The sequence below is a fragment of the Devosia sp. XK-2 genome, assembly GCF_037113415.1.
Taxonomy (GTDB): Bacteria; Pseudomonadota; Alphaproteobacteria; order Rhizobiales; family Devosiaceae; genus Devosia.
In genome coordinates this window covers 798,048-811,479 of record NZ_CP146608.1, presented here as the reverse complement: position 1 = coordinate 811,479, position 13,432 = coordinate 798,048, and the positions used below count along the sequence as shown (strand labels likewise).

Annotated in this window: 14 protein-coding genes and 1 pseudogene; 9 read left to right on the top strand and 6 right to left on the bottom strand. The window is 62.5% G+C overall.

Annotation, left to right across the window (positions count from 1 at the left end):
* Nucleotides 1–4: 4 nt before the first annotated feature.
* A complete protein-coding gene (locus V8Z65_RS03970; protein ID WP_338722686.1) occupies nucleotides 5–646 on the bottom strand; it encodes a histidine phosphatase family protein in 642 nt (213 codons plus the stop codon).
* A 125-nt stretch (nucleotides 647–771) separates the two neighbouring features.
* Between V8Z65_RS03970 and V8Z65_RS03965 the strand changes: the two genes are divergently transcribed.
* Nucleotides 772–2,187, top strand: coding sequence for an FAD-binding oxidoreductase (locus V8Z65_RS03965; RefSeq protein WP_338722685.1), 1,416 nt, complete (start codon nucleotides 772–774; stop codon nucleotides 2,185–2,187).
* 121 nt (nucleotides 2,188–2,308) lie between these two features.
* Nucleotides 2,309–2,872, top strand: coding sequence for a hemerythrin domain-containing protein (locus V8Z65_RS03960; protein WP_338722684.1), 564 nt, complete (start codon nucleotides 2,309–2,311; stop codon nucleotides 2,870–2,872).
* 62 nt (nucleotides 2,873–2,934) lie between these two features.
* Here V8Z65_RS03960 and V8Z65_RS03955 read toward each other — a convergent pair whose 3' ends face one another.
* Entirely contained in the window at nucleotides 2,935–3,675 is a 741-nt protein-coding gene (locus V8Z65_RS03955) for an SOS response-associated peptidase (protein ID WP_338722682.1), read from the bottom strand.
* Nucleotides 3,676–3,738: 63 nt separating this feature from the next.
* On the opposite strand from V8Z65_RS03955, the gene V8Z65_RS03950 reads away from it, so the two are divergent.
* The 4 genes from V8Z65_RS03950 to V8Z65_RS03935 all read left to right on the top strand — a co-directional run bounded on the left by V8Z65_RS03950 (nucleotide 3,739) and on the right by V8Z65_RS03935 (nucleotide 5,635).
* Nucleotides 3,739–4,140 (top strand): NUDIX domain-containing protein, encoded by a 402-nt coding sequence (locus tag V8Z65_RS03950; protein ID WP_338722680.1) that lies wholly within the window; start codon nucleotides 3,739–3,741, stop codon nucleotides 4,138–4,140.
* 162 nt (nucleotides 4,141–4,302) lie between these two features.
* Nucleotides 4,303–4,644 (top strand): TIGR02301 family protein, encoded by a 342-nt coding sequence (locus V8Z65_RS03945; RefSeq protein WP_338722678.1) that lies wholly within the window; start codon nucleotides 4,303–4,305, stop codon nucleotides 4,642–4,644.
* A gap of 95 nt (nucleotides 4,645–4,739) precedes the next feature.
* On the top strand, nucleotides 4,740–5,018 hold the full coding sequence (locus tag V8Z65_RS03940; RefSeq protein WP_338722677.1) for a hypothetical protein: 279 nt from the start codon (nucleotides 4,740–4,742) through the stop codon (nucleotides 5,016–5,018).
* Between the two features lie 65 nt (nucleotides 5,019–5,083).
* Nucleotides 5,084–5,635: a hypothetical protein gene (locus V8Z65_RS03935; RefSeq protein ID WP_338722676.1), complete on the top strand. Its 552-nt coding sequence runs from the start codon at nucleotides 5,084–5,086 to the stop codon at nucleotides 5,633–5,635.
* A 32-nt stretch (nucleotides 5,636–5,667) separates the two neighbouring features.
* Here the strand turns inward: V8Z65_RS03935 and V8Z65_RS03930 are convergent, their stop codons facing one another.
* Nucleotides 5,668–6,987, bottom strand: a complete 1,320-nt coding sequence (locus V8Z65_RS03930) for a dihydroorotase (RefSeq protein WP_338722674.1) — start codon at nucleotides 6,985–6,987, stop codon at nucleotides 5,668–5,670.
* A gap of 86 nt (nucleotides 6,988–7,073) precedes the next feature.
* Here V8Z65_RS03930 and V8Z65_RS03925 point away from each other — a divergent pair, with 86 nt between their 5' ends.
* The 3 genes from V8Z65_RS03925 to V8Z65_RS03915 all read left to right on the top strand — a co-directional run bounded on the left by V8Z65_RS03925 (nucleotide 7,074) and on the right by V8Z65_RS03915 (nucleotide 9,165).
* Nucleotides 7,074–7,913, top strand: a complete 840-nt coding sequence (locus V8Z65_RS03925) for a folate-binding protein (protein ID WP_338722673.1) — start codon at nucleotides 7,074–7,076, stop codon at nucleotides 7,911–7,913.
* Between the two features lie 68 nt (nucleotides 7,914–7,981).
* On the top strand, nucleotides 7,982–8,599 hold the full coding sequence (locus V8Z65_RS03920; RefSeq protein ID WP_338722672.1) for an HD family hydrolase: 618 nt from the start codon (nucleotides 7,982–7,984) through the stop codon (nucleotides 8,597–8,599).
* Between the two features lie 113 nt (nucleotides 8,600–8,712).
* Nucleotides 8,713–9,165, top strand: coding sequence for a hypothetical protein (locus V8Z65_RS03915; protein WP_338722670.1), 453 nt, complete (start codon nucleotides 8,713–8,715; stop codon nucleotides 9,163–9,165).
* Nucleotides 9,166–9,169: 4 nt separating this feature from the next.
* Here the strand turns inward: V8Z65_RS03915 and V8Z65_RS03910 are convergent.
* From V8Z65_RS03910 to V8Z65_RS03900, 3 genes and pseudogenes are all read right to left on the bottom strand, one after another.
* Nucleotides 9,170–9,583 (bottom strand): annotated as a pseudogene (locus V8Z65_RS03910) (cell wall hydrolase); the annotation flags it as partial.
* 842 nt (nucleotides 9,584–10,425) lie between these two features.
* Complete coding sequence (locus V8Z65_RS03905; protein WP_338722669.1) at nucleotides 10,426–10,980, bottom strand: hypothetical protein; 555 nt, start codon at nucleotides 10,978–10,980, stop codon at nucleotides 10,426–10,428.
* A gap of 81 nt (nucleotides 10,981–11,061) precedes the next feature.
* Nucleotides 11,062–13,332: a putative PEP-binding protein gene (locus V8Z65_RS03900; protein ID WP_338722668.1), complete on the bottom strand. Its 2,271-nt coding sequence runs from the start codon at nucleotides 13,330–13,332 to the stop codon at nucleotides 11,062–11,064.
* Nucleotides 13,333–13,432: the final 100 nt, after the last annotated feature.

The window sequence follows — 13,432 nt, the reverse complement described above, 5'->3', positions numbered from 1 at the left end:
CCGGTCAATCGATGCCGGTGTCCCAGGTGTTTTCGGCCGAATACAAAACCATCCGCCCGCCGACGAAATGGGCGATCGCCCCTTGCGGCGGCGGCCAGTTGAGGACGTCGCCTCGTGAGGTCCCTTCCACGAGATGACGCAACACGCGCAGCACGCCGCCATGGGCCACAACCACGGCGTGGTGCGTCAGCGTATGGGCAAAATCGATGAGCCGCGCGGCTACGTCGTCGTAGTTCTCGCCGTCCTGCGGGCGGAATTGCCAATAGCTTTCGTCGCGCTCGCCCGGCGCAAGGACCGCATGCTCGCGCGCAATTTCGGCGTGCAGGCGTCCCTCGAATGTCCCAAAGGAGATTTCGATCAGCCGCTTATCATGAATGACGGGAGGCAGCTCGACGTCAAAAGCGGCGCGCATCCTGTCCATAGTCTCGGCGGCGCGGCTCAGTGGCGAAGCGAACCAGTTCAGCGAGGCGGGATCGACGCCTTCATGCTCGAGCAGGTCGCGCAGCAGCACGCCATTGGCATCTGCCTGCAATTGACCTGTGCGATTGAGCGGAATGTCCCGGCTGCCCTGGTAACGCTGTTCGCGATTCCACTCGGTCTCACCGTGGCGCGCAAAGTAGAAGTCGGGCCATTGAGGGGCAGTCATGGACATTTCCGCGCCGGACCAGCGCAGCCTTTACAAGTCTGGAGTCGTCGCCTCGCTTGTGGCACATGGAAGGTCGGGCGAGCAAGCGCAACGCCTTCATAGCTCATCTGTTTTGGAGTTCTGCCATGTCCCTGAGCACCGCGGAGATCGCCACCGCATTGGGTGAGCGTGTGGGCGGCGACAATGTCGTCACGGATCCTGCGCAGATGGGCGCCTGGCTCAACGAACCGCGAAAGCGTTTCCACCAGACGGCCGTGGCGGTGGCGACGCCATCCAGCGTTGCGGCCGTGCAGGCGGTTATGGGCTGGGCCCACGAGAACCATGTCGGCATCATTCCGCAGGGCGGCAATACCGGTCTTGTCGGCGCGCAGGTGCCCCTCTCGGGCAAAGAGGTAATCCTCAGCCTGCGCAAGCTTGACCGCGTCCGCTCGGTCGATGCCACCGCCGGCGTGATGGTTGCCGAGGCCGGCGTGATCCTTGAAAATGCGCATAAGGCCGCCGAGGCGGCCGGCGCCATGTTCCCGCTCTGGCTGGCCTCGCAAGGATCGGCAAGCGTGGGCGGCGTGCTGTCCTCTAATGCCGGCGGCGTCAACGTGCTGGCCTATGGCAATGCGCGCGAACTGACCATGGGCGTAGAAGCGGTCCTGGCCGATGGACGGCTTTATAAGGGTCTCAATGCCCTCAAGAAGGACAATACCGGCTACGATCTGAAGGATCTGCTCGTGGGGGCGGAAGGCACGCTGGGCATTATCACCGCGGCAAGCCTCAAACTGTTCCCACTGCCTGAGGACTATGAGACCGCCATCGTCAATGTGGCCTCGCCCGCGGCCGCGCTCGAGCTTTTCCAATTGATGCGCCAACGCATGGGCGCGCGGCTTAATGCTTTTGAACTGATCCCGCATATTGGCCTGGACATCCAACTGCGCCACGGCATGCTGGACGCCGACCCGACGGCCAGCGCTTCACCCTGGTATGCATTGATCGAATTGACCCGCATGGCGGGGACCGAGCCGGGATCCCTGCAATCGGCGCTGGAAGCGGCCTTCGAGGAAGCACTCATCTCAGACGCCGTGCTCGCCGAGTCGCTTTCGGACCGCACCCGCATGTGGGCATTCCGCGAGCAGATGAGCGAGTGCCAGTCCAGGGAGGGCGCCTCGATCAAACACGATGTTTCCGTACCCATTGCAGCTGTGCCGGCCCTGATTGCCGAGGGGAGCGCGGCGGCCGAAAAACTGGTGCCCGGCATTCGCCCGGTCCCGTTCGGGCATATGGGCGACGGCAATATTCACTTCAATTTTTCCATGCCGGTGGGTGCCGATCCGAAGGCCTTCATGGCCCAAAATGACGAGGCCATGCATGAAGTTATCTACGAGGTCGTGCTGCGCCATGGCGGGTCGGTTTCGGCCGAGCACGGCATAGGTCAACTCAAGGTGGACCTGCTCAGGCGGGTCAAGGACCCCGTGGCACTCGAGATGATGCGGGCGATCAAGACTGCGCTCGATCCCAGGGGAATTTTGAATCCCGGAAAAATGCTTGGTTAGCCGCCCTCATGGTGAGATGGGCGCGCAGCGGCCTTCGAAGCACGCGGGTGATTGAACTGGTCCCGGTCACTCCCATGTGCCTTCTTGCGCGGGGCCACTCCTGGACCCCATTTATGAACGCATGCTGCTTAAAGACATTCAGTTCCTCGACGACGCCACGCGTCCTGCCATTCCCAAACTCGATGGTGTGACCGAAGCGCAGAAACAGCCCGGCGAACATCTCAGGATGATCCACGACCATCTGCGTGAGAACATGACGGTGCTCGGGCGCCTGATCGAACGCGCCTTTGAAGGCAAGGCCAGCGCTGAAGAGGTCAGGACGGAAACCGCCGATCTGGTCATGGTTTCCAACTACCGGCGCTTCGGCACCCTTTGCGGGCAATATTGCCAGTTTGTGCACGGCCATCACTCCATCGAAGACTATGCGGTCTTTCCGGGCATTGCGGCGCAAGGTCCGGCCTTCAAGGCCATTGCCGACCGACTGCAGGCCGAACATGTGGTGGTCCACCAGCTCCTCGAACGCTTGATCGACGCCTTGATCAAGTTGGCCGATGCGCCTGGCCAATCCAATTTCGCGGATGCAGTGACCGTGTTCCGCGCATTGGAAAAAGTGCTGCTCAGCCATCTGAACTACGAAGAAGACGCCATCGGCGACGCGCTGGGCTATTTTGACATCGGCGTTTAGCCGCAGGCCTCCATACCATCTATTCTTCTGCCCTCGGGGAGAGGAATAAGGCCGCGGTCCAGCTAGAACAAATCCATCTGCCCGCCGCCGGCAAGCTTTTTCGGCTTCACCGCGGCCGGCTCGGGCTTCCCCAGCTCCACAGGTTCGATCAGGCCCGCATCGTCGTCACGGGCGGAATTGACCCGCGTCGAAACCGGATGGAATTTCAGCGCCCCATCCTCAAGCGGCAGCGCCATCTGCGCCGCTTCATGCGCCCGCACATCACGCACATTGAGCCAATTGTCCTGCTGGTTTTCGCTCAGCAGAATGGCTGGCATGCGGTCATGGATCACCGAAAGCTGCGGATTGGCGGCGACCGTGATGGTGGCAACCGTGTCGACCTCTTCGCCATTGGGGCCGATCCAGTTTGAATAGAGACCCGCCAGCGCCATGGGCTGCCCGTCGACGCGGGTGATGTAGTAGGGATGCTTTTTCTTGTCCGGCCCGGTGTGCCATTCGTAATAACCGCTGGCCGGGACGATGCAGCGGCCATGCTTGACGCGGTCGCGAAAGGCCGGCTTTTCGGACATGCTTTCGGCGCGGGCATTGATCAGAAGCGGAAATTCGCGGGGGTCCTTGACCCAATTCGGCACGAAACCCCAGCGCGCGAAATGCGCCTCGCGCCGCCCCTCGGCCTCCCAGATGGCCACGATGGGCTGGGTCGGGGCGATATTGTAGCGGGGCACCATCTCGACACGGTTCAGCAGCTTGAACAGTTCCGTCATCATTTCGGGTGGCAAGGTCGAGGCATAACGTCCGCACATGGCGTGTCTCCTTTGCTCGGGGAGAGGTAAGCTCTTGGCACACGAATCGCAAACCGGCATCCCATGACCCAGACCCATAAAGGCGCCAGCGTCGGCATTGTCCGCGATGGCAGGATTCTGCTTATCAAAAGAGCCTATGCCCCCTTCCAGCACTTGTGGAGTTTTCCCGGCGGCGGCTGGGAGGACGGGGAAAGCATAGAGGCCTGTGCCGCCCGTGAGGTCGGCGAGGAACTGGGACTGGCTGTCCGCAATCTGCGCCATGTCATGACCCAATCCGTAGGGCGCGAGGGCTCCTATCGCATCGCTGTTTTCACCACGACCGATTTTTCCGGTGTCATACGCCCCTCCGACGAGATCAGCGACCACAAATGGGTGGACCCCGGCATGCTCATCGCCCTCAGGACTACGTCGCGGCTCGATGAGGTGATCAAAGAGTGCTTCAAGGTGTTGGGGCAAAGCTGGTAAGAGGGCGGCATGGACGCGTTGAACTCTTCACTTCCGGCGTGCGGCCCCACCCCACCCACGGCACCTCCCCATCGAGGGGAGGGAAGCGCAGGGTGCCGACGCTTTGGTTCATCGTTTCCCTCCCCCTTGTGGGGAGGGATCAAGGGCGGGGGCCTGCTCGGCGTGCTCCTCGCCCTTCTCCTCGCCACCCCCGTCTTCGCCATAGACCCGCTTTACCAGCGGCAGATGGAGCGGCTGACCGAGATCATGGGCAGTCTCTATTTTCTTGAGCCGCTGTGCGGCACCGGTACCGAGGACTGGCGGCAACAGGCCGCCGAGCTGATCGATCTGGACGAGCCGGACGAGGACCGCCGGCAGCGCCTGGCCGGGGCCTTCAATACCGGCTATACCGCCTTTTCGCGCCTGCACCGGCAATGCACCCCCTCTTCCCGGGAGGCGTTGACGCGGCTGTTGAGCGAGGCGCAGAAGCTGGCGCGGGACATTCATACGCGCTTTGCCGAATAGGCAATCTCCGCAGGTCCTTGCAATTGCCTACCCGGCGTTAACCTTCGGCTTACTTCCCCCAAGCCGCGGCAGACAGGGCATGTTATGCCCGAGATATGAGTACGCCCAAGACCATTTTCTCGCCCGCATCCGGAATCGGCCCGTTCGACCGTAGCCAGTCGGAACGGCAATTGGCGCTCGAATATCTGGCGGAGGCCTGGAACAGCGCCGAAGACGATGGGCTCGAACCGGCCTCGCTGGCGCATGCCTCCCTGTTCGCGGCGCTCGCGACCTTCGTGAAATTGCATGGCGATGAAGCAACTGCCGACCTCGTGGCGCAACTGCCGGACCGCATTCGCAATGGCGAATACAATCTGGAGCGCATTCTGCAGTAGTGCCGGTTAATCCTGCTTGCCAGCCCGGATGATAGGCCCGATCCTTGGCGCAAGGAGGATTGCCCATGCGCCTGATCGCCCTGCCGCTTTTCGTGCTTTTCGCTGTGCCGGCCCCGGCCCAGGACGATATAGAGACCTATCCATATCCGCTCTATGAGATCAGTAGCGATCTCAGTGCCCTGCCCGCGCCGGTCGCACAGACGCGCCAGCGCCTTATCGATGCAGCGCTGAGCGGGGATATCGAAGCCTTGCGTCCCATTATTGCCGAGCAGAAATTTCCGCCCACCGTGTCCTATGGAGAACCGGACGACGCGGTGGACTACCTCAAGACCTATTCGGCCGATGGCGAGGGGCTGGAAAACCTGGCCATCCTGCTCGATCTGCTGAACGCGCCCTATGCCGTGTTCGACACAGAAAGCGACGATCCCAGCTATGTCTGGCCCTATCTCGCCGTTATGGAAGATCTTTCCGCGCTGACCCCGGCGCAGAAAGTCGACGCCTATCGCATCGTCACCCATGAGCAGCTCACCGAGCTCGTCGAGCTGGAGGCCTGGTATTACTGGCGCGTCTATATCGGCAAAGATGGCGAATGGCAGGCCTTCGTCGCCGGGGACTGAGGGCGCCGCGCGCCTTCGCGTCGCCCCCTCCTCTACAGCGCCTCCAAAAACCGCATGGGCTGGCCTTTGCTTGGGGTCACCAATTCGCCCTGCCACATGACCTTATTGCCGCGCACGATGGTGCCAACAGGCCAGCCGGTCACCGTCACGCCGTCATAGGGCGTCCAGCCGGCGCGGCTTTTGATCCAGTCATTGGTAATGGTCTCGCGGCGCTTCATATCGACAATGGTCAGGTCGGCGTCGTAGCCGACGGCGATGCGCCCCTTATTGGCTAGGCCGAAGAGGCGATTGGGACCGTGGCTGGTCATGTCGACGAAACGCTGCAGGCTCAGCCGCCCGGCATTGACATGGTCGAGCATGGTCGGCACCAGCGTTTGCACACCGGTCATTCCCGAATGGCTTTGAGGATAAGGATGGTCCTTTTCCTCGCGGGTGTGCGGTGCGTGGTCGGAGCCCAGGATATCGGCAACGCCATTGGCGACGCCCTTCCAGATGCCTTCGCGATGCTCCTTGTCACGTATGGGCGGGTTCATCTGCGCATAGGTACCGAGGCGGGTATAGGCGGTTTCGTCCAGCGTCAGATGGTGCGGGGTCACCTCGACCGAGGCCACGTCCTTATGGTCGGCGAGATAAACGATCTCTTCCTTGGTCGAGATGTGCAGCACGTGGATGCGCTTGCCGGTCTTGCGGGCAAGGTTCACCAGCCGCTTGGTGCAGCTCATGGCCACTTCCGGCGAGCGCCAGACCGGGTGGCTGGACGGATCGCCGGGAACCCGCAGGCCCTTGCGTTCTTCGAGCATATATTCGTCTTCCGAGTGGAAGGCAGCGCGGCGGGAGATGGCGCGCAGAATGGCTTCCACCCCGGCATCGTCCTGCACCAGCAGCGAGCCGGTGGATGAACCCATGAACACCTTTACGCCCGCGCAGCCAGGCAGTTTTTCGAGCATAGGCAGTTCGGCGACGTTGTCGTGGGTGCCGCCGATATAGAAGGCAAAATCGCAATGCATGCGATTGGTGCCGGCGGCAATCTTGGCCTCGAAGGTCTCGCGGGTGGTGGTCAACGGATTGGTATTGGGCATTTCGAAGACGCCCGTCACGCCACCCATGACCGCACCGAGCGAACCGGTTTCAAGATCTTCCTTGTGGGTCAGGCCCGGCTCGCGGAAATGCACTTGAGTGTCGATGACGCCGGGCAGGATATGGAGGCCTTTGCAGTCCACGGTTTCGGCGGCGCTGCCCTCGACCGAACCGAGCGCGGCGATCCTGCCATCCTTGACCGCAATATCGGCCAGACCCTCGCCGTCCTGATTGACCGCAGTGGCGTTCTTGAAAATCGTGTCGTACTGCGCCATGTCTCGGGTCCCGCCTGTCTGCTTTGTATGGTTTGTAAGCCTACAAGAGCGACATATCGGACGGCAGCTTTGCAAGGCAAGTCACTATGACCATTCATCTGCGGGCCGACCGCGCCCTGTTCCGCTTTTCGGGGCCTGATGCCCACAGGCTGCTCAACGATGTCGTGACGGGGGAAATCCCCAGCAGCGGCAAGGGGGACGGGGACGTGGCGGCCGCCTGGGCCCTGCTGTCCCCTCAGGGGAAAATCCTGGCCGAGGGGCTCGCAGGATATGCCGAGGATGCACTCTGGCTCGATGTCCACCAATCGGTGGCCGACGACTTCTTCAAACGCATGAAAATGTATCGGTTGCGCGCCCAGGTGGTGATCGACGATCTGCGCGAGACCCATCGCGTAGGATTTGCACAGGATGCCGAGCCCGACGGCATCCGCCACACCGACCGCATGGGTCCGATAGACATGGGGTGGCGCGCCATTGCACCTGTCGAGGCCACCGGCGGCTGGGTGCAGCACGATACACTCTATCAACAAGAACGCATCTCCTGCGGTATCCTGCATCAAGGCAATGACTTTCCCGCCAATGACGCCTTCGCCCATGATATCGGCATGGACCTGCTCGACGGCATCGACTTTGCCAAGGGCTGCTATGTCGGGCAGGAAGTCGTCTCGCGTATGAAGCATCGCGGCACAGCGCGGCGGCGACCAGTCATCGTCTCGGGGGTCGAGGCGCCAGCGGGCAGCGTGGTGATGGCCGGTGGCCGCGAGGCGGGGGCTGTCGGCCAGGTGGTCGATGGCCAGGCCGTCGCCATCGTCCGGCTCGACCGGATCACCGACCCCGACGACGTGACGGTCGCCGACAAGCCTGTGCAGGTCGCCTTGCCGGTCTGGGCAAATTACCAGTTCGGCGGGCCTCAGACGGACGAGTAGCCATCGTTCTCGAATCGGCGTCATCTGCTAAGGTCAGCGCCAACAGTCTGCTAACCCGTTCGTACCTGATGTCCCGCCAAAGCTCCCGCGCCTGGCAGCGTATGCTGTCTGGTCGCCGCCTCGACATTCTCGATCCCTCGCCGGTCGATGTGGAACTGAGCGATATTGCCCATGGCCTTGCGCGCGTGGCCCGCTGGAACGGGCAGACCGTGGGCGATTATCCCTTTTCGGTGGCGCAGCATTCGGTGCTGGTACTGGAGCTGTTCCGGGCGGCCAATCCGGAAGCCGAAGCCACCGCCCAATTGCAATGCCTTTTGCATGACGCGCCCGAATATGTCGTGGGCGACATCATCTCGCCTTTCAAGGCGGTGATCGGGGGGAGCTACAAGGATGTTGAGAAAGGGCTGCTCGCCGCCATCTTTCTGCGCTTCTCGCTGCCTGCCACCATGCCGGCAGCCATCAGTAAGCTGGTGAAGAAGGCCGATCAGGAAGCGGCCTTTTTCGAGGCTACCAATCTGGCCGGATTCGATCCGCCCGAGGCGCGGCGGCTGTTCGGCGTGCCCAGCCAGTCGGCCTTCGATGTCGACGCGTTCGACCGGCTCATTCGTCCCTGGCCGACCCAGCAGGCCCATGAGCGTTTTATTGTGGCGTTCGAGGAGATTAGCGGCAACATTCCGCCCGCCTGATCACCCTGTGCAGATTAACCCTAAGGCGGGTTTGCTGTTTGCGCGCGGGCTCCGAATGGTTACTGATCCGTTAAGGCCCCTGTGCCGAAGTGGAACAGTCAGGAGTGCTCGCCATGAACCTGCCAACGCGCCATATGCTGATGGGCATGACCCTGGGCGCCATTTGCGCGACCGCCCTGGCCGTGATCGGTCCGGGCTATGTGCTGGACGTTCTGGCCGACGAAATGCCGGCCGGCTTCGATACCGACAAACTGGTGAAGTTCGACGATCGCGACTATCGCATCGAATATGCCGACTGGGTTTCCACCGATCCCATTTCGAGCGCGGTGGTGAAGAAAATCGAGGCGGGCCGGGTGAGCTATGTCAATATTGCCACCACGGCCACCGGCACCTATTCGACCGACGGGCTGACCTCAAAGCATGTGCTTTATCCGGGGATCGATGTGACCGAGGTGGCGCCGGCGCCCCGCAATTTCGTGCGCTTCTGGTCCAATGGCGACTGGTTCGCCCTGACCACTCGTGCCGGCAATTCGGTGATCCGCCTGTTCGGACCGGCCCTGCCCTAGGCGCCTATCCGAACAGCCAGCCGCGCTTGAACTTGTAAAAGACGTGCAGGCCGATCTGGGTCACCTTGGACATGCGTGGTGCCCAGGCGGGCCGCACATAGGTGGCGTGATAGTGGGTCGCGTCGCCCACTTCGGTCAGATAGAGCTCGCCACTGGTCACCTTGGTGGCGATTTCTTCTGCCTGCTCCCAAGGCTTGCGCTCGGTCACCGTTTCGGGAATGCCGTCGCAGGCAAAGGAGAACTGGCAGGCGTTGCGGCGGTTCTGGTTCTGGAAAACGACGCCGCAAATGGTGTCGGGATAGCGATGGTCCTTGACGCGGTTGAGCACTACCTGCGCCACCGCCACCTGGCCGCGATAGACCTCGCCGCGCGCCTCGAAATAGACCGCCGTCGCCAGGCACCAGAGTTCCTTGTCCGAGAGACCGGCCATGGGCTCGCCCTGCAATTGCGTGACCGTGGCCGGAGCGGTGGCGCGGGCATAGGCCAATTGCTCTGGAACCGAGACCGGCAGGGCTACATCGGCAAGGGTCTCGCCATCCATTTTGGGGGCAATTCCGGCAATGGCATCAAGGGCCGCTGCAGCATTGGGGTGGAGCGAAGCCACGGAAATGCGGGGACCGCTTTCAGGTTGGGGGCTTTTGTCTGCGTCGGCGATGCTGGACTGGCCCAGCGCAGCCGGATCGGCGGGCGCACGCAAGGCGGCAATCTGCAGGCGCGCGGCTTCAAAGCTTTGGGCAATCGTCATGGCATCGACCACCGGACGCACCCGATCGGTCTTGATGGCGCGATTGGGGCCGGTAAAGCTGGCGCTTTCAAACAGATGATCGACCGAGCCGGTAATGATAGGATCGACGCCGGAATAGGTCAGGCTGGCATGCGCGACGGCCACGGGTTGCGGTGCTTTGCCGGGCAATCCGGCATTGCCGAGCGGCGCGGAGCCCGGGCCCAAAGCTGCGCCGGCCAGGCCGATATAGGCAAGCGGGGCCAGCAGCAGCATCGCAATCGTCCGTGCGACAACGGCTTTTCGGCTAACCGCTCTGACCGGGCGAATGGACGCCACCGGCCGGTGGGAAAGGGCCATAAACTTTACTCAACGCTACGCAACACAACTCAAGCGCGGCAAATGTGACGCTCAAATGCCGACAGTTGTGATGATCGGTTATTAAGGTTAGCGCTGGGTAAATGGGGTTCGGGGCGCGCAGAAGGCGCGTTTATGGCGCCGTCAAGGCGCGGGGTGCGGCAAAGTGTTGCCTGGTGACGCTATTGCCCGCAGGCGGCAATAACCGGCGCGACTTCCTGGGCAAAGGCATCGACGCGGAACCGCACCGAGAGCGTGCGGGTGCTGGCAGGCGTCACACGGACGGTAAGATTGGTGACACCAGCCAGGTTATCGATAAAGGCGAGGGCGTCGCGCGTATTGTCGATGAGCACGGCAGTATTTTCGGAATTGACCGGCAGAGTGCTGCTGCGGCGAGTAAGATCGTATTGCAGCGTGATGCCGGTATCGCGGCCCAGCGCCGACATGGTGTTGCCGGCAAAGCCAAAGGCGACCTTGAGCTCAGCCGCCTCACAGAACACGGTGATGGTGGCCGGCTGGCGTCCGCTGGGGTGGGCTGGGATCAATTGTTCCGACAGCAGTGTTACGGCGTCTTTGCCCTCGGTTGGGTTATCGGCTCTGAACACATTGTCGTAGCAGGCCAGGCGCTCGACATCATCGGCCAAGGCGGCGCACTGCGCGCCGGACTGGGCCGAGGCCGGCAGAGCGAGCCCCAAAACGAGCGGCAGCGCCAGGACAAGTGCTGAACTTCTGACCAATGCAGGGCCCTTCCCGTCTTTCCCGGCACGTCCCGGCCGGCTCTCTGTTACTATCGCATATAGGTATGCAACCGCAGCTATTTAAGCCGAAGTCTGGGCCAAGGTCAGCCGAGCCACGGGTACACGATAGGGTGAGCAACTGACATAGTCGACACCGAGCCCGGCAAAGAATTGCAGCGATACCGGATCGCCCGCATGTTCGCCGCAAATGCCCACCTTCAGACGCGGATTGGCGGCCCTGCCCCGGGCAATGGCAATCTCTATCATCTCGCCGACACCCTTTTCGTCGATGGTGACGAAAGGATCGCGCTCATAGACGCCCTTGCGCTGATAGGCTGCCAGAAAGGCGGGCGCATCATCGCGCGAAATACCAAAGGTCGTCTGGGTCAGATCGTTGGTACCGAAGGAAATGAAGTCCACCATGGAGGCGATATCGCCCGCGCGCAAACAGGCACGCGGCAATTCGATCATGGTACCGAACGAGAAACGTACGCGGTCCGAACGGGTCAGGCCGGAATTGTCCAGCATGGTGAACACACGCTCCCGCACCCATGAAACCTCGGTGGCAGTGGATACGAAAGGCACCATGACTTCGATGACCACGGGTTCTGCCTGCGCCTCGCTGGCAGCACGCGCGCCGGCAAGAACTGCCTGCATCTGCATTTGCAGGATTTCGGGATAGGTTATGGCGAGCCGCACGCCACGGTGACCCAGCATGGGGTTGATTTCAGCGATCCGCTCCAGCCGTAGGCGCAGGGCGCGGACGGCGACGCCGAGCGAGGCCGCCGTCTCCTCGATTTCCTCATCCGTGCGCGGCAGGAATTCGTGCAAAGGCGGATCGAACAGGCGCACCGTCACCGGCAGGCCCTTCATGGCCGAGAACAGCGCCGAATAATCCCCGGTCTGGTAATCCACGAGGCCCGCAATGGCGCGCGAACGCGCGTCTTCATCCTCGGACAGGATCATGCGGCGCAGGGCCACCATGCGTTCGGGCGAAAAGAACATGTGCTCGGAGCGCGCCAACCCGATACCCTCAGCCCCGAAGCTCAAGGCCGTTTGCGCGGACTCCACGGTTTCCACATTGGTGCGCACGGCGATCTTGCGGCTGGCATCGGACCAGCCCAGAAGTGTGCCGATAGCGCCGCCGATCTGCGGCTGAGCCAGCGGCAGATTGCCGAGATAAACGGCGCCATCGGTGCCATCAATGGTGAGGCGATCACCGGCGTGAAATTCCCGGTCGCCAATGCGGCAGACCATTTCGAGCGTGTCAACGCTGAGGCTGCGCACGCCGGCAACGCAGGGCTTGCCGGTAATGCGCGCGATGACGCCGGCATGGCTCGACATGCCCCCGCGCGCGGTCAGAATGCCCGTTGCCGCCTTCATGCCCTCAATATCGGCGGGGCCGGTCTCGTTGACCACGAGAATGCAATGTTTGCCCCGCGCCCGCAGCCGTGCCGCATCGTCCGGGTTGAAGGTGATGATGCCGCTGGCCGCGCCAGGCGAGACGCCCAGACCCATGGCGATAGGGGTTACCTCTTCGGGCGACTTGAGACGCGGATGCAGCATCTGGGCAAGCCGGCCCGCATCGACCCGGGAGACTGCACCCTGCGGTGTCCAGACCTTGCGTTCGACACGATCCACAGCCGCTTCGAGCTCAGCGCCGGCGCTGGCCTGCACCGGCCTTGCGGAGAGAAAGGTCACCTTGCCGCGATTAATAGCCACAAGGCAGGCCATGTGCCGACCCGCCTTGGCGTCAAGCAATTCGACCAATGCGTCGACGTCGGCCGGCAGGCGCGGCAGCGGACCGCCATTGAGTGGCGCCGGCCCCATGGCGCCGGTTGCGGCATTGCGAGTGAGAAATTGCTCGATTTCGCCTTCAGCGACGGCCTGCACCAGGACGATCTGGCGGGCGCGGTCATCCTCCTGGCGCGGTGCCGTCCAGCCACGCCCAAAAAAGCCGTAGCTCTCGAAGGCCTGCTTGATGGCCTTGGCCAAAGGCCGGGACGGATCGACCGAATCCTCGGGTGCGGCTGGCGCGGCAATGCCCAGGCGGGCAGGCGCCAATCCGCTATTGTGCGAGGAGGCCGAAGTGCGCACCACCAATTGCGGCTTGGGTCCGTCCCCCGTCACCAGCTTGTAGAGGCAGGCAACCCAATGGGTACGCAGGCGGGTGTCGCGTCGCGTGCGCTCGGCCTGCAACTCCTCCCAGGCGGCCCTGGTAATGGCGATGGTGGGAACGGTGGGGAAGCCCGCCTCGCAGACCCGGAAAATCCAGCGGGACTTGCCGGTGAGCAGCTTGAGCTGTCCAGCGCTCAGGTTCGCCTTCCCCGTTGCCGGGGCAATCGCAAACATTTCCTGCGCCAAACTCACCTGGAAACCGCCCTGGTCACACTCTTGAGATGCATATTGCCTATGCCCTGCCCCGGCTGCAACAGCACTTGACTTGTCGAGG